17 protein-coding genes are annotated in these 24,462 nt (G+C 47.7%); 7 read left to right on the top strand and 10 right to left on the bottom strand.

All coding sequences use genetic code 11. The features are described from left to right. Positions 1 to 67: 67 nt before the first annotated feature. The 7 genes from LQE92_RS07550 (at position 68) to LQE92_RS07520 (ending at position 14,415) form a co-directional block, all read left to right on the top strand. Complete coding sequence (locus LQE92_RS07550) at positions 68 to 4,756, top strand: coiled-coil domain-containing protein (RefSeq protein ID WP_231062379.1); 4,689 nt, start codon at positions 68 to 70, stop codon at positions 4,754 to 4,756. 82 nt (positions 4,757 to 4,838) lie between these two features. After that, the gene (locus LQE92_RS07545; RefSeq protein WP_231062378.1) at positions 4,839 to 5,615 is read left to right on the top strand and encodes a phage tail family protein; all 777 of its coding nucleotides are present in this window, start codon (positions 4,839 to 4,841) and stop codon (positions 5,613 to 5,615) included. A gap of 1 nt (position 5,616) precedes the next feature. Beyond that, complete coding sequence (locus tag LQE92_RS07540) at positions 5,617 to 9,495, top strand: hypothetical protein (RefSeq protein ID WP_231062377.1); 3,879 nt, start codon at positions 5,617 to 5,619, stop codon at positions 9,493 to 9,495. A gap of 13 nt (positions 9,496 to 9,508) precedes the next feature. After that, a complete protein-coding gene (locus tag LQE92_RS07535) occupies positions 9,509 to 12,559 on the top strand; it encodes a tail fiber domain-containing protein (protein ID WP_231062376.1) in 3,051 nt (1,016 codons plus the stop codon). 3 nt (positions 12,560 to 12,562) lie between these two features. Continuing rightward, positions 12,563 to 12,793, top strand: coding sequence for a hypothetical protein (locus LQE92_RS07530; RefSeq protein WP_231062375.1), 231 nt, complete (start codon positions 12,563 to 12,565; stop codon positions 12,791 to 12,793). Positions 12,794 to 12,810: 17 nt separating this feature from the next. Beyond that, complete coding sequence (locus tag LQE92_RS07525) at positions 12,811 to 13,854, top strand: SH3 domain-containing protein (RefSeq protein WP_231062374.1); 1,044 nt, start codon at positions 12,811 to 12,813, stop codon at positions 13,852 to 13,854. 33 nt (positions 13,855 to 13,887) lie between these two features. Next, entirely contained in the window at positions 13,888 to 14,415 is a 528-nt protein-coding gene (locus LQE92_RS07520) for a coiled-coil domain-containing protein (RefSeq protein ID WP_231062373.1), read from the top strand. Here LQE92_RS07520 and LQE92_RS07515 read toward each other — a convergent pair. The 10 genes from LQE92_RS07515 to LQE92_RS07470 form a co-directional block, all read right to left on the bottom strand. After that, positions 14,412 to 14,798: a hypothetical protein gene (locus LQE92_RS07515; RefSeq protein WP_231062372.1), complete on the bottom strand. Its 387-nt coding sequence runs from the start codon at positions 14,796 to 14,798 to the stop codon at positions 14,412 to 14,414. The two genes, LQE92_RS07520 and LQE92_RS07515, sit on opposite strands and share 4 nt — an antisense overlap. 9 nt (positions 14,799 to 14,807) lie before the next feature. Further along, positions 14,808 to 15,113: a zinc ribbon domain-containing protein gene (locus LQE92_RS07510; RefSeq protein ID WP_269141903.1), complete on the bottom strand. Its 306-nt coding sequence runs from the start codon at positions 15,111 to 15,113 to the stop codon at positions 14,808 to 14,810. A gap of 15 nt (positions 15,114 to 15,128) precedes the next feature. Beyond that, complete coding sequence (locus LQE92_RS07505; RefSeq protein WP_231062370.1) at positions 15,129 to 15,869, bottom strand: recombinase family protein; 741 nt, start codon at positions 15,867 to 15,869, stop codon at positions 15,129 to 15,131. Positions 15,870 to 15,957: 88 nt separating this feature from the next. Next, positions 15,958 to 17,163 carry a restriction endonuclease subunit S gene (locus LQE92_RS07500; protein ID WP_231062369.1) on the bottom strand — a complete coding sequence of 402 codons (1,206 nt, stop codon included), beginning with the start codon at positions 17,161 to 17,163 and terminating at the stop codon, positions 15,958 to 15,960. Between the two features lies 1 nt (position 17,164). Then, a complete protein-coding gene (locus LQE92_RS07495) occupies positions 17,165 to 17,809 on the bottom strand; it encodes a HEPN domain-containing protein (RefSeq protein WP_231062368.1) in 645 nt (214 codons plus the stop codon). Between the two features lie 2 nt (positions 17,810 to 17,811). Then, a complete protein-coding gene (locus LQE92_RS07490; RefSeq protein WP_231062367.1) occupies positions 17,812 to 19,386 on the bottom strand; it encodes a type I restriction-modification system subunit M in 1,575 nt (524 codons plus the stop codon). Between the two features lie 6 nt (positions 19,387 to 19,392). Further along, positions 19,393 to 22,302: a type I restriction endonuclease subunit R, EcoR124 family gene (locus tag LQE92_RS07485; protein ID WP_231062366.1), complete on the bottom strand. Its 2,910-nt coding sequence runs from the start codon at positions 22,300 to 22,302 to the stop codon at positions 19,393 to 19,395. Between the two features lie 13 nt (positions 22,303 to 22,315). Then, the gene (locus LQE92_RS07480) at positions 22,316 to 22,561 is read right to left on the bottom strand and encodes a ribbon-helix-helix protein, CopG family (protein WP_231062365.1); all 246 of its coding nucleotides are present in this window, start codon (positions 22,559 to 22,561) and stop codon (positions 22,316 to 22,318) included. Positions 22,562 to 22,610: 49 nt separating this feature from the next. Further along, positions 22,611 to 23,075 carry a P-loop NTPase family protein gene (locus LQE92_RS07475; protein WP_231062364.1) on the bottom strand — a complete coding sequence of 155 codons (465 nt, stop codon included), beginning with the start codon at positions 23,073 to 23,075 and terminating at the stop codon, positions 22,611 to 22,613. Between the two features lie 470 nt (positions 23,076 to 23,545). After that, a complete protein-coding gene (locus LQE92_RS07470) occupies positions 23,546 to 24,454 on the bottom strand; it encodes a hypothetical protein (RefSeq protein ID WP_231062363.1) in 909 nt (302 codons plus the stop codon). Positions 24,455 to 24,462: the final 8 nt, after the last annotated feature.

Genomic DNA, 24,462 nt, shown 5'->3' with positions numbered 1-24,462 from the left:
TTATAAAAATAATAATCCAGTAAATGCATCAAATGTACTATGTTATTCAAACATAAATAACAGTTCAATGATACAAACAAATAAAGACAATGATATTCCAATACAAAGAACATCCGCAATAAAACCTAATTCTTTTAGCGGAGGTAGCCTACCTATATTTAATGATCTTACATCGCTTTTAACTATACTTGCCAATCTCTTACTGGGAAAGCTTCTTAGTTACGGAGAAGATAATTTAAATAAGGCAATTCATGAAAAAGAAACCATTAAAACAGAAGGTTTAGAAGCCCGGAACAATATCAAAATGATTGATCAAGAATTTAATTCAACTTATCCTGCCGCTCAAAAAAAAGCTGCTAGATACGATCAACTTTTGAAGGGCGTTGATTTAAACGGAAACAAAACGAATAAACTTTCTACAAAAGAGTATGAAGAATTTCTGGAACTAAACAATGAATTGGCGGACCTCTATCCTGACTTAGCATATCATTATGATATATATGGAAATAAAATTTTAGAATTAGGACAAAACGCTGATTCATCCAGAAAAATGTTAAACGATTTCATAGAAGAAGAGCGCCAAGCTAGTCGCCTTGAAATTCAAGGAAATTTACCACAGATTTATGAAGAATCAAAGCTCACATTCAATAAAGTAAAACCATCAAGAGAAATTTACGATTCTCCACAATATGATAAGTATAAAAAATATACAGAAGAAGACTGGATAAATAATAATTTTAGTCAAAAAAAAGGGTTTGGCGTATTTCATCTCAAAAATACTGATCCCGGCAAGTACAAGCTTAAAGAAATTATTGAACAAGCTGCTGAAGAAGCTGGCATTAGTTATAAGCTTCGATCAGAAGAACTTATTGATGAGACAGTTCTTCTTACAGAAAAATTATCAGAGTCTGAGCAGGAAGCTTTTATCACACAGCTTATGAATCACCTTTCCAATACAAAACAAGAAAAAAATCTGCAAACCGCCAATACTTATCTTGCCTCTGCTCTTCTATCTGATATCACGAAAAGTAATCAATATCTGGATTCTGCCCCGGATACTCAAAATATTATTAAAGCAGCGATAAGTAATATGGATTTTTCTAATTTTAATTATGGCAGTCCTGAGGAATTACAACAACAAATTGAAGATGAAATTAGAAATATTACAAGTTCCGAAGAGAAAAAATCTGCTTATAAAGAATTTCTTTCCCTGAATCCTAATGAATTTATTTTTGACGACTACAAAGATAAAATTGAACAACTCACTGAAGAAATACTTGGCAGTGACGCAGATAATGAACAAGAAAAGATTAATTTTCGTCTGAAATACGGAATCACACTAGAAAGTGCAGATGGCGAAGGTGATGAATTTCAAGCAGATAACCTTTTAAGTCAAATCGAAACCATGACCGGTATTTCAAAAGATTCTTTAAGCGGTACGCTGACCGAAACGCAGATAGGCATAGCTTATGATATCATCATGAATGACGATAACGGTTCCATTAAAACTTTGTCTGATCTAATAAATGCAGTTGAGAAAGAAGATAGCTTGGGAATTAGTTTGGACTCCTCTCAGGTCACAGGTGCAGAAGAAAGACTTTATAGTTTAAATGACCAGATGGAAGACGCTGTTGCCGCCAAAGCTTTTGATGTCGATACTTCATCTGTAGAAAACGCCAATATGGTTATTAGCGATTGTCTCAGCCAGTTGGATAATCCCACTGTGATGTCTGTAGACACTTCCTTTGTAAACGGAGAAATGGAACAGGCAGCCGGATTATTATATGCTTTCCAAGAAAACTACGGCAACATTAATATCCAAACTGACGTCAGCACCGATACCTCTTCTGCGGAAGGAAGCATTTTGGGATATTATGAACAGATTCAGCAGCTCCATCCTACTATTCTGGCAAGCCTTGGAATCACGGATACTTCCTCACCGGAAGCAATTGCCGCTCAACTCCAGAATTCTAACCCGCATGTATCAGTTCAACTAGGTTATCGAGCAGATGCCAGCCGGTCACTCCTGAATCCTATTCTCCCCCCTTTGATGCGTAGTGTCATGTATAAAGCCAATGTTGGCATGCTTCCCTACAGTTTTCCCGATATCATCCGATATGTCCAGTATCGTGTAGCAAATACAGGCTCCGGCGGTTCCACAAAAAAAGGCTCTTCCGGCGGCTCTGCGGCAGGCGGAAGCTGGGGGATCAAATCGGGCGGAACAGCGCTGGTTGGGGAACTGGGACCGGAAATTATTGTTGATCCCAGCTCCGGAAGATGGCATACCGTCGGAAACGCAGGCGCAGAATTCACCTATCTTCCCGCCGGGGCAATCGTATTTAACCATCAGCAGTCTGAGACACTGTTAGAACGAGGGCGGATAAACGGACGCGGTATGGCATTGGCACAGGGAACAGCGTTGGCAGACGGTTCATCGGTCTCTTCTGTCACCTCCGGTAAAAATATCATAAGAGACCTCGCCGGTCTTTCTCAGGCAGCCGCACTTTCCGGCAGTATGGCAAAAGCATCGGAATCCGCAGAGGACTTCAACTCCCAGATTGACTGGATGGAAACGCGGCTGAAAAAGGTGAAGGATATCTATGACCAGATATCCAAGATTATCGACGATACGGCGAGCAATCTCTCCGCAGAACAAACCATCAATGAGCTTAATGACGCTGTCCAAAGTGCAAAAGAATACATTTCCGTTCTGAACAATGCCGCTGTTTCCTATCAAAGCTACGCCGATTCTCTCGGTCTCTCTTCAGACTATATTGATAAGATCAAAAACGGCACCATGGATATCCAGACAATCACAGATAAAAATTTAAAGGAACAGATTTCTGAATATCAGACCTGGTATAACAAAGCAGCGGACTGCTATGATACTGTCCGCAGCCTAAACAATGAAATAAAGAAACTGCAGCTTCAAAAGCTGGATACTGTTGTAAAATGGGCTGATGCGAGAATCGATTATCAGGAGTCTCTCTCAAACCGAATGAAAGCTTACATGGACCTGGCGGATACAAAGGGAATCGACAATACAGAATCTCAGTATAATTACATGATCGACCGTCAGGTCACCATTAACGGGAAGCTTAACGCAGAGCTGGATAATCTCAAAAATCAGCTGCAAAGCCTCATGAGCCAGGGTGTCATTCAAAAATATTCCACTGAATGGCATGACTGGATGTCTAAGATTTATGATACGGAAACGGCCATAACCAAAACTGAATCTTCTGTGGAAAAACTGAAAAACGAGTTGTATGAATTAAGATGGGAAAAATTTGACAAGGGTATTGATGTCCTCAAAGACGCCGAAAGTGAATTATCCGATCTGATCAATCTATATGACAACTCTCTGCTCTTCGATGACAACGGCGGAACCACGGCAGAGGGGAAAGCGATGGTCGGCTTGTATGGACAGCAGATTGAACTGGCTGTTCTGAAATCCCGTCAGTATTCTGACGCCCTATCCGCTCTGCGTAAAGACTTAAAAAATGGAAATATCTCACAAAATGAATATAACGAGACGGTAAAAGAATATTCCCAGCTGCAGCGTGACGCAGCAGGAGATATAAAAAAATACAAAGACTCCATAGTAAAGCTGATCGCCGAAGGCATTGAGAAAGAAACGGATGCCTATTCAAAGCTAAATGATGCGAAAAAAGAAGCGCTCCGAACGCAAAAGGATTTAGACAACTATAATAAAAAGGTTTCAGAGCAGTCCGATGCCATTTCAAAACTGGAAGCAGAATACGCTTCTTTGACGGGAGTAAACAGCAGAGAAGCCCAGGCCAAGCGTGAACAGCTGATGCAGGAGATTTCTGACGCAAAAAAGGAACTGACCGAATTACAGGAAGACCGCGCATATGATGAACAACTGGAATACTTGGATAAAGACACCGAGAATTTCAAAAAAATGCAGGAAGAACGAACCGATATGGTCAAACAGGATCTGGATTATCAAAATGCAGCTATCGCGGCAATCTTGTCTGAAGCGGGAACTGATTCTGAAGCAGTGTTGGCGAGTATAAAAGCCATTGCAGGAAACTACGGTATGGAAATTGGCAATGCTCTGACTGCTCCATGGGAAAGTGCCGTAACAGCCATGCAGGAATACCTGTTCATCCTAAATTCCATGGGAATCGGGATTGGAAATGTGACGACCGGTCCCATACATTCACCCGACTATCTCCAGTCTATCATAACAAGTAATTACAGTAACGTGCCTGGTTCTATAGGATCTTTTACTGAGGATCAGCGGTGGAAGGATCTGCAGCATAAGATTGCTACCCTGCAGTCTGGTTCATCATCTATGGAAGAAATCGTCCAGATGATATTGGATTCTTTTAAAGGCAAGAAATATGCTTCGGGTACCATATATGCCAAAAAAGGACTTCATCTGACGAACGAATCAGGTCTGGAAGCAATTATGACCAAGGACGGCCTCCTCACTCCATTTTCCGGCGGAGAAGCTGTATTTAACAGGAAGGCGACTGACGCACTCTATGAATTTGCAAATAATCCAGCCATATATCTGCAAAAGCAACTGTATCCAGTCCGATTTCCAAAAGTCAATCCGACCAATGCCGTTTCCGTACATTATGACAGTCTGATAACGGTAAACGGCGATGTGATCAAAGACACAATTCCGACCATTTCAGAACTGGTAAAAAACGCGGTTCCTGCTGTAAAGCAAAATTTAAAACAAGAACTTAAACTGCTTGGAAATGCAGTAAATTATTATCGATAACCTACTATCCTGCGGCGGTGCAAAATGTACCGCCGCTTTTTGAGCAAAAGGCTCATATATAATCAAAGGAGGGAAATATATTATGGCCTCGCTGATTTGTACGGACTTCTTTTTCAATGGACTGCATATGTCAGATTTCGGTTTTATAACTGCGACTTTGGACTCCCCGTCCATTGACGCCGTAGACATTGGACTGAAGAAAAGCCTTAAAACAGAAAAAATCGGTTCCAATCCCATAAATCATTTATATGATGTTTCTTATGAAGATTCTCTCATATTCCAGACGACAATGGTATACGAAGACGGCCGCTGTTTATCCATGAAAGAATTCAGGGCCGCCGTTCGATGGCTTACCACAAAAAGTTATATGAAAATGGAAATTGACAACGACAAATGTAAGGGAATCTATTTCAACTGTATCGTGTCAGATATCAAAATGTATGAATACAATGGTTTGCCGGTCGGTATTTATTTCGAAGCAACCTGCGATTCTCCTTACGGCTGGGAAGATGTGACATATGACTATACAAAATCTCCTTGTATATTCAACAATACCAGCGACGACATCCTGAATCCAGTAAAGCCGGTTTTCCACTTCACCGTATCGGAACCAGGAGATGTAACCTTGGAAAATACTACTACTGGAAAACGTATGATTCTGTCTAATATTTTAAAAGAAGAAACTTGTACCATTGATACAAGACATTATTTACTGCTTTCTGATATACCGCAAAGGAATTTCTACGCGTCATTTAATCGGGAATGGATTGATCTTGTCCCAGGAGAGAATACGATTTCCTTTTCGGGCATCCCGTCTCTCAACATATCTGCCAGCCTTCCGAGAAAGGTAGGGTACTGATATGTTATGCGATATGACATTATTAAAAGAGCTTCATAAAAAAACTTTTTATCTGGCATCCCCTGATAAAACAATCCTAGGGGTCATTCCAGACCCACAAGATAAAAAGGGGACATTTAAACTGACTCCTTACAGTGAAATCTCTTTTTCTGTTCGTAAGACCGGAGAAAACAGCCTGATCTATGATCAAATCACTAAAATGCAAAAAGTTTTCATAGAAGATATTGGCTGGTTCATATTGGATGAACCTACGATTTCCCTGGACGGCACCTCCCAGACAAAATCATGTCAAATGTACTCTGCTGAGCATGAGCTGACTCACCGGATGCTCCGGAGCTTTTATCTTAACACCAATGATGCAGGTTCCATCGGCAGTATGGAAAACGGATTTGCAGAATTTTACAATGCTGAAAATCCTGAAAAAAGCGCTCTTCATCTGGTCTTGGAAAAATATCCGGGATGGTCAATCGGTTACGTCCATCCCCTGCTGGCAAACAAAAAAGCCATCGGTTCCTTTTCCGTAGATTCACAAGACGTGTACAGTTTCCTCACAGATGATCTCTCTAAAGCTGCAGAATGTTTGTTTCTGTTTGACATCATGGATTTTACCATCAGCGCTTATCCCTGGTCTCAGTTTGGAGAAACTTTCGATGTGTTTCTTTCTCACGACTCACTGATAAAATCTCTGCGCTGTTCTCCTGTGGATGAGGATGATCTGGTCACCGCTCTGGCAGTCAGCGGCGCTGACGGCCTAAGTATCCGTGAAGTCAACTGTGGCTTTGACTACCTGTATGATCTGACCTATTTTTACGACAAAATGCCACCAGGTCTGGTATCCTCATGGAAAGCTTATCAGATCAAATTCAATGGCCGTATCAAAGACTACAGGGAATCCATTGTAACCTATACCAAATCCAAAGAATCCTGCGGGCTGCTTCAGAATATTCTTCCTGCTCAGGCCGACAGTGAGGATTGGGCCGAATATGGCATAGCCGCGCTGACTTCAATTCTGAACAATACAAACCTGACCATTGAGAACTATATTAATATGGGATTCCATGAAATTGACAGCGAGTATTACAAGGACTATATCAGATACGTAGAAAAAAAGAATACTCTGCAGGCGGAAATCTCCAAGAAGGAATCGGAATATCAGCAGCTGGAAAAAATGGCGGAAGAAAACTTGGCGAATCTGCAAACCATCGCCGCTGATGTCAGTTGGGAAAATAATTTTACTCCAGAACAGATTTCTCTTCTGTCCTCGTATATCCGTGAAGGAGATTTCGAGGATGATACGTTTCTGACTACCGATATCTTCACCTATGAACAGATCATTCAAAAAAAATGGGAATTAAAAGAACATGCAGCGGAATGTCTTTCTGAGATGTCACAGCCGCAATATGCTATAGACACTGAACTGGTGAATCTGGCGGAGCTTCCGGCTTATGCCCCAATCTTGGATAAAATTAGCTTAGGCCATCTCATCACTGTTATGTTCAACGATTTCGTCGATATTCCTCTCCGGCTTCTCTCCTTTTCGTTAGACTTTGACGATATTTCAACTGTCTCTGTGGAATACAGCAATATGAAACGCAGCCGGAACGGTATTTCTGATCTCGCCTATCTGCTGGATAATTCCTCCAGTTCTTCACGCAGGAGCAGTGCTTCACATTCCGGCCAGGGAGGATCTGGTTCGATGAGCTCTGATGAATACGTTACCCATGAAGAATTGAAGTCTCAGCTGTTCAACTTGTCCATAGGCAGCTCCAGCGGAGCAGCCTTTTCTTCTCAGGAGCTGGGTTACCTGAATGCTCTGGTCAACGGCCGATTTAATACTCTGGAAGGAAGCTATCTTGTGACCAAGATCATAGAAGCAGATGAAGGGACTATTGGCAGACTGACTTCTTCCATCCTCAGTTCTGGATATGCAGACATAGACCGAATCGTGTCCGAAAATGCAGATATCAAAGTTCTGGAAAGTCAGGCAGCCAACATTGATACCCTCTTGTCCGGCAATGTGGGAAGCGGCCTGGTGCAGACCATCCATCTGACCGCCGACAACGTATCCATTGAAGACGCTTTCGTAAAAGAGCTGATCTCGTCCAAAATATCCGTTGGTGATCTGGTCGCTCATACTTCCTCTGCCAATGAAATCGTCCTGATATCCGATGAGAGCAATAATCCATTGATTGCCTTTAAAAACGGAACTCAACAATTCTATGATGATAATGGAAAAGTCCGAGTACAGATTGGCCGGGATGAAATGGGGCGCTTTTCCTTTGTCTTGTATGATGAATCCGGAACCGGTATATTATTGGATTCCACCGGAATCAAAGAATCTGCCATCCAAGACGGTTTAATAAAAAATGATATGCTCGCCGGCCGAATTACCAAGGACAAGCTTGGCTTCAACACTGTAGATACAGACGAAAACGGTAAAGTTGATATCTCCAGTATCACCGCGGACGGCCAGGGGCTGGATGTAAAATTTACCACCATTGAAGAGAAAGTAACAGACCTGATATCAGATATTGATATCGGCGGAAGGAACCTGCTTACAGAAACTTCAGATATTTATAACGATATAACCGTAGATAAAAACCGCGGTTCCCTTTATCCTCCATTAATAATTGCAGACATAGATTTGGCTCCAAAGGAAAAAATTACGTTTTCTTTCTTTGCTAAAACAGTAAGTGGCAAAAAATTAAGGGCAGAAATCGAATTCTATAATAGCCCAGATAACAAGTCTTCTATTTTTAGTGAGAACTTCCTGCAGAGTCAAGAAGGACGATTATATGTAACTGCTCCGGTAAAAGAAGGGTTTTCTCAAATCCGCTTGTATATTAATGCGGATTTAACATCCAGTACCATATCCAGTACTTCTGTAGAATTTGTTAGATGCCTTAAGCTGGAACGGGGAAATCGTCCCACTGACTGGACTCCCGCTCCAGAGGATATGAATTCCCGTCTTGCAGAGATTACCAGTACGATTGACAATGTTTCCCTGACTGTAGACCAGAATACAAAATCCATCGAACAGAAAGTCTCAAAATCACAGATTGTAACCGTAAAACAGGATATTAAAAATGATGAAGGGGATCAGATTACTGAAGAAGTCGAAAAGAACATCATAGATGCCGTCAATCATACCATACAGAGAGTAGAGGACACCCGTTCTCAGATTTCCAAGACGACAACCACTATGGATGGACTGCAGACCAGTATCCAGGAACTGAATAATCAGACTATCTCTACCGCCGAATCTCTCGAAACTAAAATAAAAGACTTAACCGTAATCAAGAATACGGAAGATGAGCCTATGACGGTTCAAGAATTTTTTAATGACTATAAACAGACTGCAAGAGAAGAGACCTCAAGGATGACTGCCTTCTTCGAAAACGCTCTCAGTAACGGGTCAGTCTTGTCGGGCACTTTTGAAAGCTTCGTGACCCGTACTGCTGAACAATTGACGGCAAGTTTTGTGAAATCAGAAGAACTTGACACCATACGTTCTGACATCTCACATACCGCGGAGATGACATCTTTCATGTATACCCGTTATTTCTCTCCTGATACGACTGGAATCAGATTTTCTCAAAACGGACTGACGGTCTATAGAAGCGATGGTTCCGATTCCATCATCAGCAGAACTGTGCTGGATGAAAACGGACTGACCGGATATGCAAGAATCTCCGATGCAGAAACAAAAATCTTCTATTTGACCGATACCGGTTCCAGCCAGAAAGAAACAACTGTTGATACCGGCGTTATAAATTTCAAGGCTTCCATGAATGATTCTTCCCCTTCCTTCAAAACGGAAGTACAGAATATGACCCGAGGCGGAAATATCAAAAAAGTCTTAGTATTTATCAAACCATAAAGGAGGTGCTTTCATGGCCCAAGAAACTTTTTATGCGACATCCAGTTATGCCGCAGGCATGCTGCTTCAGCTGATTCTTTCTTCATCCGGCAATGGAGCTGCCGCCAACTCGTCCACCGTTAATTATACTTTGAATTGGTGCAAGCCCACCATAAACGGCAGCTATGCTTACTCCCACGGAAACCATTTATATCTTACGCTGAATGGTAACAGCATAATCTCCACCACCGATTATGGGCGCATCGATATCAGCAGTCTTCCTGCCGGAGGAGTCGTTCAGCTTGTCTCCGGCAGTATTACAGTCGCTCACAATACAGACGGTACCAAAACAATACCTGTGTATGCCAGATTTTATCAGAGTCAGCGCTCTGACTGCGATTATATTATTAGCACCACATTTACTCTGGATAAGATAAACCGCTATGCAGCGGTAACTCTTTCCGTAGGAGGGACCACAAAAAATAGTATTTCCATCACGGCAAATACATCATTGCCATGTAAAATCTTTAATTTTCAGTATAGTCCTGATAATGGAACCCATTGGTATGCCCAAAATGACCCCGGCGCAATAAGCGGCGCCGCAAAAATATATAATGTACAGCCTACTAAAAGCTATACTCATACTTATTCCAACCTGCACTACGCTTCCGCATACAAATTCCGATGCCTGGTGACCACAGATGCTAACCAGTATACCGGAAGCGGAAGTGTCACTCCTGTCGGGGCTTCCACAACAGCTCCCGCACTGGCAGCTCTGGCTTCTTCATCCGTTATACCGAACAATAACATGACGTTTGGAATATCCATACCCGACGGAGGAACTACATACAGTATGAGTGTCCGTACTGACAACATGGATGCTCCTGCCGCCTATCAAATATTAGAGGACGGTTCAAACCGGCATTCTGAAACTTCAAGGACAGCAAACGCATCATTGTGGTCTGCCCGTTTCTATCCATATTATCCCAGTTCTACCAGCGGAAAAATCAGTGTACGAATCGTCACCTATTCTAAGGATGAAAACAAGTATATGGGAGAAAACCGATATTCTCTGAATGTAGATTTCTCATCCGTCAATCTCGACCCGGTGATTGGAAGTGGTTTCGCGTCATTTACCAGAAGCCTGCCGGACGGAATCCTCAGCAGTTTTGTAGAAGGATATACGATCACCAGCCAGGATGCCAAAGTCCGGGCCTCATGGAATGCATCCTCCGTCACACTTCAGGGCGGAGCCTCCATAAGTGGTTACAAGATTACCTGGAATCAGATTACGGGAAATCTCTTACCTGCCTCTACTACATCCTACACATCCTACAGTACCGTTGTAGGACAAAATATTTTTAAAATTGAGGTGTTTGACTCCAGAGGCCATTCCGCCGCCGCTACTTTGGCTACACTGACTTCTGTCAAATATGAATTTCCTGTAATCATGCTGGTAATCAACCGAAACGGTTATTCTAAAAATGTCATTATAGACGGGAAATGTAAAATTTCTCCCTTATATATTAACAGCATTTTTTATAATACCTATACACTGTCCATCCAATATAAGCGCCTGTCAGATACTTCCTATACGAATATCACCGTATCGCCCTCTTCCATGGACACAGAAGGATACTTTACAGTGAGTCAGACAGTCTCCGACACCTTTTCTCTGACTGATGCCTACGAAATCCTTGTCACATTATCCGACAAAGTGGGAACTACAATCACCAGGACTTATTCCATCACCGCCGCGACTCCGCTTCTTTCCATGTGCGAAGACGGGGCAGTCGGTATAAATTGTTATCCCGCCGAGGAAAATATGTTTGCAGTAAAAGGAAACAGCCTCTTCAACGGTAATATATACGTGGAAAACCAACTCACCACAAAAAACAGCCTCAGTGTCAACGGAGCCTTATCCATTGGGCAGAGCAGTACGTTCACCGGCGCCAGTACGTTTAAAAACAATATTTCCGTATCCGGCACAAGTTCCTTCGCTGGTTCCGCCACTTTTGCCGGCAGTCTTTCTGCAAGAAGCGGCATCAAGATAAAGTCTGCATCGTCGGACAGTGAGATTACATCTCTCTATTCTTCCAGCAGTTCCTTGATGATTGGAAATAATTCATGGACTAATCTCTACTACGATGTTGCTGCCTCCAATTATCATATTTTCCGGTCCGGCGGAACTACGAGAATTGAAATACGCCCTAACTGCATTTATTCCAACCAGGGGATTGTCTCGCATCTTGGAAGCCAGGTGGCCCAATTTCGTGCTGTCTATGGTAATTATGGTTTTATTATCCGAAACGACGGAGGAACTACACATTTTCTAGTGACTAACTCCGGTGATCCCTATGGAGGGTTTAACGGTCTAAGGCCTCTAAGTATCAATAACTCCACTGGCAAATGTACAATAAACGCCAGCACTGTGGAAATATCTTCCGGAAGAGGTCTTCATATGGCTGCAGCGCCAAGTGATGCCAACTTCCCTCATATATATGGTACCAGCAATATGCTGGCACTCGGTCCGTGGAATTCCAATGTTTATGATATCGTGATCGGCATAAGCGGTTCTGATGGTAACGATTCCTTTGCGTTACGCCCTTCGGTAAAGAATGGAGTAGCCGGACATGTACATTTAGGCACCTCCACCTACCGATGGCGTAATATTTACAGCGCTACATCGGTAAATGTGTCTTCTGACCGGCGTGTGAAAAAAGATATCGTCTACACTCCTTATGAAAAATCCATCGCATTTATCCGTTCTCTAGCCCCGGCTTCTTATAAATATATCGACGGTGACTCCGGCAGGACACACAAAGGATTAATCGCACAGGACGTGGAAAACAGTCTTTCTGAGCTCGGCCTTACATCCATGGATTTTGCCGGTCTCATTAAATCCCCGGTATATGAAACCATAAAGGATGAAAACGGAGTAGAACAGCCTACGGACATTGTAAAAGACTATACATACGCTTTACGTTATGATGAGTTCGAATCAGATATCATTAACGTATTAAAATATCTTTTGGATGAAAACACAGCAATCAAAAAAGCAATTGAAACCAAGAAAGAGAGGTAACCTATGCAGAAGCCCATATCCATGGTAATTTCAGAACTGCGTGAGAAAGTATTCGACAGTATTAATAAATCCGGATTAAATCCGACGATCATTCGTTTTGTCATGAAAGACATCTACATCGATATTGACTCCCAAGCCAAAGTGTTTGAACAGCAGGAAGAAGAACAATATACCAAAAAATCAGCCCCTGAAAGCAAAGAAAGTATCGCTCCTGACGATAAAATAAACTCATAACTGAAAAGAAGGAATCTATGGCAAATATAATCCAGATTTATTGTATCAAAAATGACTGTTATAAAGAAGGAACGCCCCTCTCGGGCGTTTCTTTTTTGATCGTCCACTCTCCCGCCGTTTATCCCGTCATTATACGGGCGCAGTCCGGCGCGGGAGGCGGCTGGTTCAAGCGCTGGAACAAGCCGGGAGTGGAAAAGCTGGTCCACGGCTTCATCGACGACACCGGAATCTATGAGTTCGCTCCACCCACTATGTCCTGCTGGCATATAGGAAACGGATGGGGGAACACCCATTGTATCGGCTACGAATTATGCGAGCTGCAGACAGCGGCGGAATTTAAAAAGGTATGGGATAATGCCGTGGTCCATTACGCGGAGCTGTGCAAACGGTTTGGACTGACGTCGGATAAAGTCATCGGCCATTGCGAGGCGCATGATAAAGGCATTGCTTCGAATCACAGCGATCCGGAGCCATATTTCCGCCGCTTTGGCAAAAGTATGTCAGATTTTCGTGCTGAAATAAAGGAAATAATGTCCGGAGGGGAATCCTCCTCCCCTGATTCCTCACCGAATACGCCGCTTCCCACAATCACAGAAGTCTATGAACCTTGGGCTTATGCGAAAATATGTAACCTGACAAAATCAGACCCGTATCTAAACGTCCGTACCGGCCCTGGCACAACCTATCCGATCATCCGCCGGCTGGGCAATGGAAACGAAGTGGATGTGGCCGCACTTTATGCCAATGACTGGGCAAAAATCAATATTGTAGGACAAGAGGGATTCGTGTATGCCGGATATCTGAAGATATCCGGCATACACGCAGACCATTCCGCCGTTCAGTCTGGCACTGCATGGGTCGGAAAGGTCACCGGAACCGGCGGCGCGGGCTTAAATGTCCGTACCGGTCCCGGTACATCCTTTGGTAAACTGGCTGCCTGGCCTAAGCTGGGCGACGGAAATCTGGTGGATATTTTAAGAGAATCCGGCGGCTGGTATCAGACAAGAATCGCCGGCAAATATACGGGCTGGGTATCAAAAGATTATATCCGGAGGGCATAAGCCCTCCTTTATGAAAGGAATGGTGCTCTTTGAATGTCGTATATCACGGCTTTGATCGATAGCGGAATCACACACACTGTCATTCTGATCTTCGCCTTCCTGTTTGCCGTCCAGGAAATCCTGAAACTGGCAGACTGGACAGCAGGACGGTTCGGAATAGAAACAAAGTGGTCCCTGAAAGAAAAATCTCAGGCTCAGATGCTGGCCGAGCACGATAAGATGCTGGCAGGTATATCTGCGGGCCTTCAAAAGACCAATGAGGAAATCAACCGCCTTACATCCAGAATGAAGGAATTAAGAGAACTGATTGAAAAAAACGACCATGAAAACCGGCTGTTTCATCTGGATATCCAGAAGAAAAACGATGCCAACAAACGAGCAGAGCTGAAAGACCGGATTGGTCAGTCATACCGGTATTATCACGCTCTCAAAGAATGGAACCGAATGGAAAAAGAAGCGTTTTACGACCTGGTGAAAGATTATGAGCTGCATGGAGGAGAAAACAGCTTCGTACACGAAAAATGTGTTCCGGAGTCCTACACCTGGGAACTGACCGACTAATTTGTGAAAAACAAAGTAGGGAGGTCCGTTTCAAATCCATAGAATAACAAAAAAGGGTCGGCGTTCTCCTCGAACAGCTCGCTCCAATCCACCTCGTACGGCAAGTCGTCCGCGAACTTCGACATGAGCACGACCTTCGTGTCGTAGAGCACCACGCGCTCGACGAAATACTCCATCACCGCATCCCGCGTCTCCGGGTTGTCGAGGTCGGCGTGCAGGAACTTCTCCCAGTACGCCTGCATGCTGTGCTCGTCCTCGTACAGGGACATGCGGACGTTCTCGGCCTCTATGGCCTCGTTCAGTCCCTTCTTCTGCTCCTCAAGCTCAATCAGGCGCTTCGCCAGCGTCTCGCTGAACAGGCCGTTCTCGATGGCCTTCACCATGTTCGCCAGCTAGCGCTCGACTTCCCGGCGCTTTGCCTCCAAGCCTTCCAGATAGCCCGTGTCACGGTAGTTCTTGTTGTAGTAATCGGCGGAGTCCACCGCGATGGACGCAAGGTTCTCATCATCGGACAGAACCAGCTTCAGAAGCTGCATCACGATCTGCTCCAGCCAGTTCTTCCTGACCTTCTTCTTCGAGCACGCCTTCTCACGCTGCGCCTTGCAGTAGTAGTAATAATACTTCCGCCCGGTCTTGCTGGTACCGGACACGCCCTGCATGGACGCGCCGCACTCGCCGCAGTAGAGCTTGCCGGTCAGCCAGTAGCGGGGAGCTTACTCGCCCTTGCGATGCGCCCTCTGCGAGCCGAGGCGCTTGTTCTCGACGAAACGCCTCTGCACCTTCTCGAACGTCGCCACGTCCACCAATGCGGGCATCCCATCGGGAACCACGATGTCGCCATGATGATACTCGCCTATGTAGGCTCGATTTTGGAGCATCTTGTTCATGGTCTTGACGCCGAACTCCTTGCCGCGCGTGGTGCGCAAGCCCTGCGCGTTTAACTCGTCGCAAATCTCCTGCATCGCCTTGCCCGCCGCGTACTCGGCGAACATGCGCTGTGCGAAGGGAGCCGTGGCCTCATCCACGACGTACCGCTTCGTTGCTTTATCCACGCCGTACCCGAACACCTTGTGCCCGTTGTACAGGGCGCGGTTCGCGTTGTAATCCATCCCACGGCGTATGTTCTGCGCCAGCTGTTGGCCGTAGAACTCCGCCATGGCCAGCACGTACTTGTCCCGCCCAAGGCGGTCGGTCTTCCACATGATGAGGGTACTCGGACGGATTTTCGCGACCTCCGACAGCATCTGCTGGAACCCCGGTCGGTTCTCCGTGGTGCCAGATATGGCCGCGTCCTCGTACTCCCTCACGATTCTCAGACCGTGCTTGTCCGCCCACTCGTGGGCAAGCTCCCTCTGCTGGTCGATGCTCGCATCGTTCTGCGAGTGGGAAGAGAAGCGGTAGTACGCGATAGCGAGGTTGTTGTCGTTCTGGACGAACTTCTTGCTTTTCGCCAAACGTCATCACCTCCTGTTTACTCATAAACGAATGTACCGGTATCGCCCGCTATTGTGACCCTAACGGGCGATACCGTAGTCAAATTGCTTATACGAACATCTGCTGAAGCAGACCCTTCTTCAGCTCCTGCCACTTCGCCAGCTCGGCCTTTGCCTTGCTGATAACCTCATCGAAAGAGGAAAGACAGTCGGCAATCTTGCGCTGTTCATCTAAATTTGCAGGAATCACAACATGTAGAATGCCGATATCCGAAGCATTATATGAAGGCAGAGCACCAACCTGCGCGTAGCGAGAAAACATCAAAGTCTGCACTAGCCAAAAAATAAATTCAAAGTCATATTTCTCGGATGGTGCAAACGCCATCATGTTGTTATCAATGACGAATGGTTTTCTTGCCATGCGTTTTCGTTCAGAGAAAATCGCAGCACCAACCTTTGCGAAAACGATACACGGAACAGTAATTGCTTTTGTCCCCATAAGTCGCAAAATATCCTCATCAACAGTATTATTTGCCACAGTCATTTCTCTGTAATTTGCTGGTATGTTCATGTCAGAAACCTTATAAACATCAACCGGCTTATCAACATAACCTTGATACTTTTCACTAAAACCTGTCCCAGAATAAAATCGCCCCAGTTCCCCCAGCGTCTTCTCCTCCCAATCAGGGAAATCAGACCCATCGTCAGCCTTAAACCTGACCTCCTGACTGAATAGCTTCTGCATCACACCCTTCTTGCGCTGTTCCCACGCGGCGACCTCGGACTGCTGACCAGCGATAACGCGGTCAACAGTCGAAAGCAGGTCGGCAATCTTGCGCTGCTCAGGGAGGGAAGGAACTGCAATTTGAATTTCCCAGAACGTCGGCATGTCTATGTTCTTACCATCCCTAATGCCAACAACAGACTCAGACAACTTTCCCTCAATAAAGGCATATGACCTGAAATAGTCTCTGAAGGCATCCGAAATCAACACGTTCGGCCGCAAAATGCGATACGCTGGACTGGAAATCCCGTCATGGTTCGAACACTCAAGCCCACCTTCGAACGAACGCAGGTGAATGATAAAATCGCCTTTCTTCATGGCCTTGTAGTTTTTTAGATTGCCTTTGTCATATGTAATACGACGCTCTGAAGAATCCCTCAAAACGGTGCCAACCCCCTGCTGAACAGAGAGCACTGGCAACTCTGGATGATTCTTTTCTTTTATCTCGGTAAAGACTTTACCCAGCGTCTTCTCCTCCCAATCCGGAAAATCAGGCCCATTGTCGGCCTTAAATCGCAACATCGGTTCCATATCACTTCACCTCCTTTTCTTCATTAACCGCTAAAACATCCAGCTGTTTTACAAAGTGCTCAAGTGCATCTGTGATAGCAACACAATTCACCCAATAAAACGTATCTTGCGTAAGTTGTTTATCGTTCCCTTTCGGGTAACGTAGCTTCTCCCCGTTGTCATCCAACGCATCAACATCTCGGACGAAATGTTGCATCCTCTTGAGAATGCGTTCGTCATTGGCATTGCGCTCTTGAGGCAGGTAAGACAAAAACGAACTCCATAAGCTCATCAACTTATGCGTCTGCTTGGGATTGCCACCCACTAAATGTATCGCCCGCTTAATCGAAAGCTCCATGCAGTGCCTCGTCATATACAAAACCGGGAGCACCAATGAATATGTATGAAAAAGATAGATGCCCGGTGTAGGAACACTATCTCGCCGTGAAGCAACAGCAAGCATTTTTGCCGATTCAAGAAAAGAACTGATAAATTCCTTCTCGAACATATCACCCTTGTATTCCGGTTTCGCTAATGCACCGCAAGTTAATGGTGCGTACTGTCCGAGCGTCTTATCGCCAAGTCCATCCATCATCTGTGGCTTATATAGCGCCTCTGATTTCACTTCAAGAAACATGTCTGTCTTAAAAATAACTTGCTCATTCATAATCACACCCCCAGCTCCTGAAGCATCAGCTCCACCTTGTCGATGGCAGCCTGCTTGTCAGCCTCAATCTGCTTGAGTTCCGCGCGGACAGCCTCAAGGTCGACGGGTTCCTCTTCCTCGAACGTATCCACGTAGCGCGGAATGTTGAGATTCCAGCCGTTGGCCTCAATCTCAGCCATATCCGCCACATGGGCGAACTTCTCGACGTCCTCACGCTTCACGTAGGCTTCCACAATCTTATGAATGTGTTCGTCCTCAAGCGTGTTCTGATTCTTGCCCGGCTTGAACTCCTTGCTCGCGTCGATGAACATCACGTTCCCGCTGTTGCCGTTGCGCTTTGATTTCAAGACCAACAGGCACACCGGGATACCCGTTCCATGGAACAGATTCGGCGCAAGGCCGATGACCGCATCGAGGCGGTTCAAGTCCTTGACGATGTACTTACGGATGACCTCCTCGGCACCGCCACGGAACAACACGCCATGAGGCAGAAGCACCGCCACGCACCCGTCGTCATCATCCATGTGATAAATCATGTGCTCAACGAAGGCATAGTCCGCATGGGACTTCGGCGGCAGCTTGCCAGCACCGGAATACCTCGGGTCGTCCAGCAGCGCCGGGTTCGCGTCGTACTTCAGAGAGTAAGGCGGGTTGCAGACCTGCACCGTCATCTTCTCGTCACCGTACTTGTCTTCGCGCAGCGTGTCGCCCTTGTAGATGTCGAAATTCTGATAATCAACGCCGTGCATCAGCATGTTCATACGCGCGAGGTTGTACGTCGTGGCGTTGTTCTCCTGACCGTAGAAATGCCCGACGCGCCCGGTCGTGAGATGCTTCTGCACCTCAAGCAGCATGGAAGCCGAGCCGCAAGTGCAATCGCCCACGGTCTTCGCCTCGTCCAGACCAACGGTCGCCAGCGTCGCCACCAGCTTCGACGGCCCCGTGGGCGTGAAGAACTCACCACTCTTCTTGCCCGCATCCGATGCGAACAGACCGATGAGAATCATGTACGCCGTTCCCAGAACATCAAACTGGGAATCAGCCAAGCGGAAATCAATCTCGCTGATTTTCACGATGACCTTCGAGATGAGCGCCGTCCGGTCAGCAACGGTGTCGCCCAAATCCGGGTCTTGCAGCTTCATGTCATTAAACAGGCCGGAAAACGCCGTCTCCGACGCCTGCCCCATCGTGGAACCCGTCAGCTCGTTCACCGCGCGCTCGTAGTCCTCGACGCTGAACTTGTCCGCATCCCCTTTGGGACGAACAATCTTGCGAACCAGCTCACGGAACAGGTTCTCAGGCGTGATGATGTAGCCAAGATGCTCGATAGACCACTGCTCGACGATAGGGCGGTAATCCGCATCCGCGAACGCCTGCTCATAGGTCAAGCCGTCTTCCTTCAGAATCTCCTGCATGTACTCCTCGGTACGCTCCGACAAATAGCTGTAGAAAATCGTCCCGAGAATATAGTTACGAAACTTCGTGGAATCCATGTTCCCGCGCAGGTCGTTCGCGATAGCCCAGAGCTTCTGGGACAGCTCGCTTGCCTGCGCCTGATACTTCACAGAATCAATCATGCTTCTTTACTCTCCTTCTGCCTTGTAACGGCCGTATGTGTCAACGACGAACTCCTTGATGGCGTTCGTCATCTTCGTAATCTTCAAAAGTCCCATGCGATAGGCGGTCAACCTCTTTCGGATGACCTCGTCGGAAATGCTTCCGCCGAAGGTGTATTCCGAGAAGATGTCCAGCACGTCCTTCGTCTCAAGCCCGTTGTCATAGGCGAACGCCTCGATGTCGGCTTGCAGGCTCTCCCGCTCGAACTGCTCATAGGCCGGCTGAACGTCAGCGCCCTCCGGCAGGTCGTAGAAACGTGTGCGGATGAACGCCTCCATGATGCCCTTCTTCGCGCGAAGGGCATCATTGTCCGAGCGCTCAATCTCGCGCATCACCAAGTCGATGTCACGGTCGCGGTCTGCCTCATTGCCCTCATCATGAGCGGACTTCAGCAAACTCAGGATGTACATCACGTTGATGCGGTCAGTGCGAACCAGCTCCACATCGAAGTCCACGTCAACAGGAACCGGAACCTTCGGGTCGGTCTTCTTTGCCTCGTCGTGGTAGTACAGATACCAACTCTTGAAGCCCTCGTATTCCTCATCATCGAGCGCCACGGACAAATCAGCCCAATCGAACTTGCCGAAGGTCTTCAACGTCGCGAGCGTCCCCGACAGCGAACGGAACGCAAGGATGAACTGGCGAATGTCGCCCTCGCTCTGAAGCTGCCCTGCATCGTCCACGGTCTGCGTGACCTTGCGCAACACGGGCACCTGATTCATCCACTTGTTCAGGTAATACTCGTAGCTCTCCAACAGATACTCGTTCGGGTCGCCGTCGCCGGAGAACAGACGCAGCGCATCGTCCTGCGCACGCTTGATGTTGCGGTAGGAGACAATCTGCCCGAACTGCTTCGTCACCTTATCCACGCGGTTCGTGCGGCTGTATGCCTGCACCAGCGTGTGCCAGATGAGATTCTTGTCCAAATACAGCGTATTCAACGGCTTCGCGTCGAACCCGGTCAGCATCATGTTGACTACCAGCAGAATATCCACCTGCGGCAAGTCCTTCTGCTTCATGCGGCGCGTGATGTCCTTGCGATAGGCATCGAAGGAATCAATACCGAACGCCGTGCCGAACATCTCGTTGTAATCGTCCATGCAGCGCGACAGCAACTCCTGAGAATGCTCGTCGCCGCCCTCGTCCATGTCGCCGTTGGCCTGATACGTGAAGATTGCCGCCACGCGATACCGTTCGTCGGCATCCCGCGACTCGTTCAGCGCTTTGAAGGCATCGTAATATCTGCCCAGCGTCTTGATGGTATCCACCGCGAAAAGCGCCGTGTAGACGTCCTTGCCCTGCGGATGGACGTGCTGCTCGTGATGCTCGAAGATGTCTTCGGCAATCACGCGGATGCGCTCATCATCGTGATACAGGGACTCCAAATCGAGATTATGGCGACGGCAATAGTCCGGGTCGTCCAACTGCTCGGGGTCGATGCCCTTCGCTGCAATCTGCTTCGCGAAAATCGTGCGCTGATACTCCACCGAAAAGCGCAGCACGTTGCCGTCGGCGATGGCGTCCTTAATCATGTAACGATGCAGGCAGGCATCCAGCTTGGAACCGGCATAGAACACGTCTGCGGTCGTCCTGCCGTCCTTGCCGCGATTCGCCTCGAAGATAGGCGTGCCGGTAAAGCCAATATAGTTCGCGTTGTTGAAATGACACTGGATGTCGCCGTGCATCTTGCCGAATTGGCTGCGATGACACTCGTCGATGATAAACACGACCTTCTTGTCGCGATACGAATCCATCAGCGCCTCATATCGCTTGTTCTTGACGGCGTTCGCCATCTTCTGAATGGTCGTCACGATGAGCTTGCGGTCGTCCTGCTTCAACTGCTTGACCAGAACAGCGGTGGAATCGGAACCGTCCACGCAGTCCTTCTCGAACGAGTTGTACTCGTCCACGGTCTGGTCGTCCAAGTCCTTGCGGTCAATCAGAAAGATGACCTTATCCATCCTCGGCTCCTCGCGCAGCAGCTGCGCCAACTTGAACGAAGTTAACGTCTTGCCCGAACCGGTGCAAGCGAAGACATAGCCGTTCTGATTGGAATCCAGCACACGGCGCTTCGCCGCCTTCACCGCGTAAATCTGATATGGGCGCATGACCATCAGAACCGGCTCCGTGGTCTTGATGACCATGTACTTATCCAGCATCTCCGTGATGGTCGAGCGGCGCAGGAACTCCGCCGTGAACTCGTCCAGCTTGTTGATTCGCGTGTTCTTGTCGTCCGTCCAGAAGAACACGAGGCTCTTCAGAATCGGATTGTATGCACCGCCATCCATCTCGTTCTCGTTGCAGAAATACTTCGTCTGCACCGAGTTCGACACTACGAAAAGCTGCAAGTAGCGGAACAAACCCTTGAACGAGAACTTGCGGTAGCGGTTAATCTGGTTAATCGCCTCGTTGATTTCGACGCCGGGGCGCTTCAGCTCAATCTGCACGACCGGCAAACCGTTTATGAGAATCGTCACGTCATAACGGTTCTCATAAACCACGTCGTCCTTGTGCGCCTTATCCATCGTGACCTGATGCGTCACCTGATAGATATTGCGTTCGACGTCAGAACTGAAGAAATCCAGATACACGGTCTTCCCGTTATCCAGCGTCAGCACGTACTTGTCGCGCATGATTTTCGCAGACTCGTAGACGCTGTGATTGTCGACGTGAATCATCACGCGCCCAAACTCCGCATCCGATAAGGACGCCTCGCCCTTGGCCTCGGTCAGCTTCTTGGCATTGAACGCCGCGAGCTGTTTGCGGAAGTTGGTCACGACGTCGTCGTAATCATCCATCTTGATGAACTCGTAACCGATGCTTTCGAGCCTGTCGATGAAAAGGCTCTCGACATCGTATTCCGAAACATGTGCCATGTAATCCCCCTCCTTACCACTCGTGCGTCGCGATGTACTCGTCAGCCGCCAAACGGAAGAACGCACTCAGGCTCAACCCGTGAGCCTTCGCAATCGCCGTCAGACGTTCCTTATCGCTTTTCGTCATAGAGACAAGGGCGGTAGCGCGCGAATCATCGACAGCGCCTACAGTCGCCTTCGTCTCCTTTGCTTCATGTTCTTTGGCGGCAGCAGCCTCGAACCCGTCGAGCATTGCCGCCATATCTTGCTTCTTTGCCATATATGCCTCCTTTTAGATACGTCATAGCTACATGATAGCTATCGAGTATCTACTTTTTCAACTCCTTGTGCTCGAACGGGAGACCGGCAAGCGAACTCACCTTCCGGCACATCATACGGATTGCCTCGGCAGCGATGCCGTGCCTGTCTACCTTCAACACGGATTTGTGCATGCCCTGCGCCTGAACGACGGCCTCGGACTGCGGCACCGTGACGACGTTCTTCGCCCACGGCTTCTTGCCCAGCCACTCCATGAACGAGGCGCACATGCGGAAACGGTTGTGACCGTTCACCACGATGACCACGGGAGCCTTCGTGTTCTTCTCCACGATGGATACCGTTCGCGTGAACGGCTCGATGTCGTTCGGCGTAGGACGCACGGGAATCACCACCACGTCAGCGCCGGAAACAATGTCCTTCAGGTTATCCGTGAGCACGCCCGGCGTATCCACCACGGCCACCTCGGCGTCATCGACCTTCTTGGAACGGGACGTATCGGAATACTGACCGTCCAAGGAATAGAGGGACGTGCGCAGACCCTACCGAACATAGCTCTCGTAAAGCTCGGACGCTATGACCGACTTGCCCGTGCCGCCCTTTTCGCAAACAACTGCGATTGTCTTCATATGTAAGCACCTCCGATTATCTACTTTGTAGATATTTATTAGATACTCAGTATCTATATTATAGATACTTTTTAGATATTTGTCAAGATTCTATTGACATTTGGAATGAGACCCCTGCAAGGTCTCTTACAAGCCCACTTACAGCCCTCGAAAAGCCCCTTGAAAGGTCTTTTCGCAGCCCACCGCTTCGCCGGTAAAACGCTGATTTACGACTTCCGCTCGTTTATCAGCAGAACGCAATTTCCGCTTTTTTTCGTATGGCAGGAGAGACCTTTCAAAGGGCTTTATTCCACCCACCAACAGCCCTTTCAAAGGCTCAATGGTGGGCGGCTCCCAGAACGGAAACCGCCCGACCGAAATCACTCGCCCAAAGATTTACTTTCACACCCGCGCTGAATCTTGTCGTTGATTCGCTGAAGCTCTGGCGAAAGCCCTCGCTTGCTCACGCGGTTCTCCTCGGCCTTCAGCGCCTTCTCGGCATCCCACATCTCACGGCGGCGCTCATACAGGCGGCGCTGCTCCTCCTGCATCCTGCGCATCATGGCCTCGAACATCTGCTCCATCATGCGGGACATCAGGCGGTTGAGCGGGTCTTGCGACCGGTTGCCGATGAACGCATACAGCCTCATGCTGGCGTAGAAGCTCGGGCTCTTGCGATGCTTCAGGGCTTCCACCTCGGCCTTGCTGCCGTGGAACCTCTCGCGGGCACGCTCTACCTCGGCGCGCAGGCTCTCCAACTGGTCTGACGGGTCGTTCTCGACCTCGCGCAGCCCCTTATACAAGCCATCGTCAAGGCTCTTCGCATTCGCACGAAGCTGCTTGCCATACGCACCTCGCAGCTCGCCAGCCATGCCCGCCACGTCGTCCTCATCCGGCTCGTACACGGTGTAAGAGGATTGTTCCGGCTCCTGCTCTGCATCCGGTTCCAAAATCGGCTCCTGCGGCGTCTGAACGGCTTCCTGCGGCTCCTCGTCGGCAACCACCGGCTGAGCTTCCGGCTGCTCCTGCGGAGCGCCAGCGGTCGACGACTCTCCCTTCAGACTTGCGTCATACAACTCGCGCAGATGCGCAACGAACTTGTCGACGTCGCCGACCTTCGGAACGGGCACGCCGTTCTGCATTTCCGTCTCGTCGAGAACGGGGAAATGCTTCGTCAGAGCGGACGCGCGTTCCTCCATAATCATCTTCTCCGCACGGCGCTTCTCAGCTCGTGCCGCAGCTTCCTTCTGCTTCGCCCTCGCGAGGGCTTCATATGCCTTACTTGCCATAATCAATC

It is taken from the genome of Lientehia hominis (assembly GCF_021044755.1).
Lineage (GTDB): Bacteria > Bacillota > Clostridia > Lachnospirales > Lachnospiraceae > Lientehia > Lientehia hominis.
This window is presented reverse-complemented; position numbering and strand designations above follow the sequence as displayed.

Excerpts from the sequence above, each read along its gene's own strand:
- LQE92_RS07500 (WP_231062369.1), bottom strand. The coding sequence starts at position 17,163 with ATGGAACCGATGTTGCGATTTAAGGCCGACAATGGGCCTGATTTTCCG.
- LQE92_RS07480 (WP_231062365.1), bottom strand. The coding sequence starts at position 22,561 with ATGGCAAAGAAGCAAGATATGGCGGCAATGCTCGACGGGTTCGAGGCT.
- LQE92_RS07535 (WP_231062376.1), top strand. The coding sequence starts at position 9,509 with ATGGCCCAAGAAACTTTTTATGCGACATCCAGTTATGCCGCAGGCATG.
- LQE92_RS07490 (WP_231062367.1), bottom strand. The coding sequence starts at position 19,386 with ATGATTGATTCTGTGAAGTATCAGGCGCAGGCAAGCGAGCTGTCCCAG.
- LQE92_RS07530 (WP_231062375.1), top strand. The coding sequence starts at position 12,563 with ATGCAGAAGCCCATATCCATGGTAATTTCAGAACTGCGTGAGAAAGTA.
- LQE92_RS07540 (WP_231062377.1), top strand. The coding sequence starts at position 5,617 with ATGTTATGCGATATGACATTATTAAAAGAGCTTCATAAAAAAACTTTT.
- LQE92_RS07515 (WP_231062372.1), bottom strand. The coding sequence starts at position 14,798 with ATGGTGAAGGCCATCGAGAACGGCCTGTTCAGCGAGACGCTGGCGAAG.
- LQE92_RS07470 (WP_231062363.1), bottom strand. The coding sequence starts at position 24,454 with ATGGCAAGTAAGGCATATGAAGCCCTCGCGAGGGCGAAGCAGAAGGAA.
- LQE92_RS07545 (WP_231062378.1), top strand. The coding sequence starts at position 4,839 with ATGGCCTCGCTGATTTGTACGGACTTCTTTTTCAATGGACTGCATATG.
- LQE92_RS07550 (WP_231062379.1), top strand. The coding sequence starts at position 68 with ATGATACAAACAAATAAAGACAATGATATTCCAATACAAAGAACATCC.
- LQE92_RS07495 (WP_231062368.1), bottom strand. The coding sequence starts at position 17,809 with ATGAATGAGCAAGTTATTTTTAAGACAGACATGTTTCTTGAAGTGAAA.
- LQE92_RS07525 (WP_231062374.1), top strand. The coding sequence starts at position 12,811 with ATGGCAAATATAATCCAGATTTATTGTATCAAAAATGACTGTTATAAA.
- LQE92_RS07485 (WP_231062366.1), bottom strand. The coding sequence starts at position 22,302 with ATGGCACATGTTTCGGAATACGATGTCGAGAGCCTTTTCATCGACAGG.
- LQE92_RS07520 (WP_231062373.1), top strand. The coding sequence starts at position 13,888 with ATGTCGTATATCACGGCTTTGATCGATAGCGGAATCACACACACTGTC.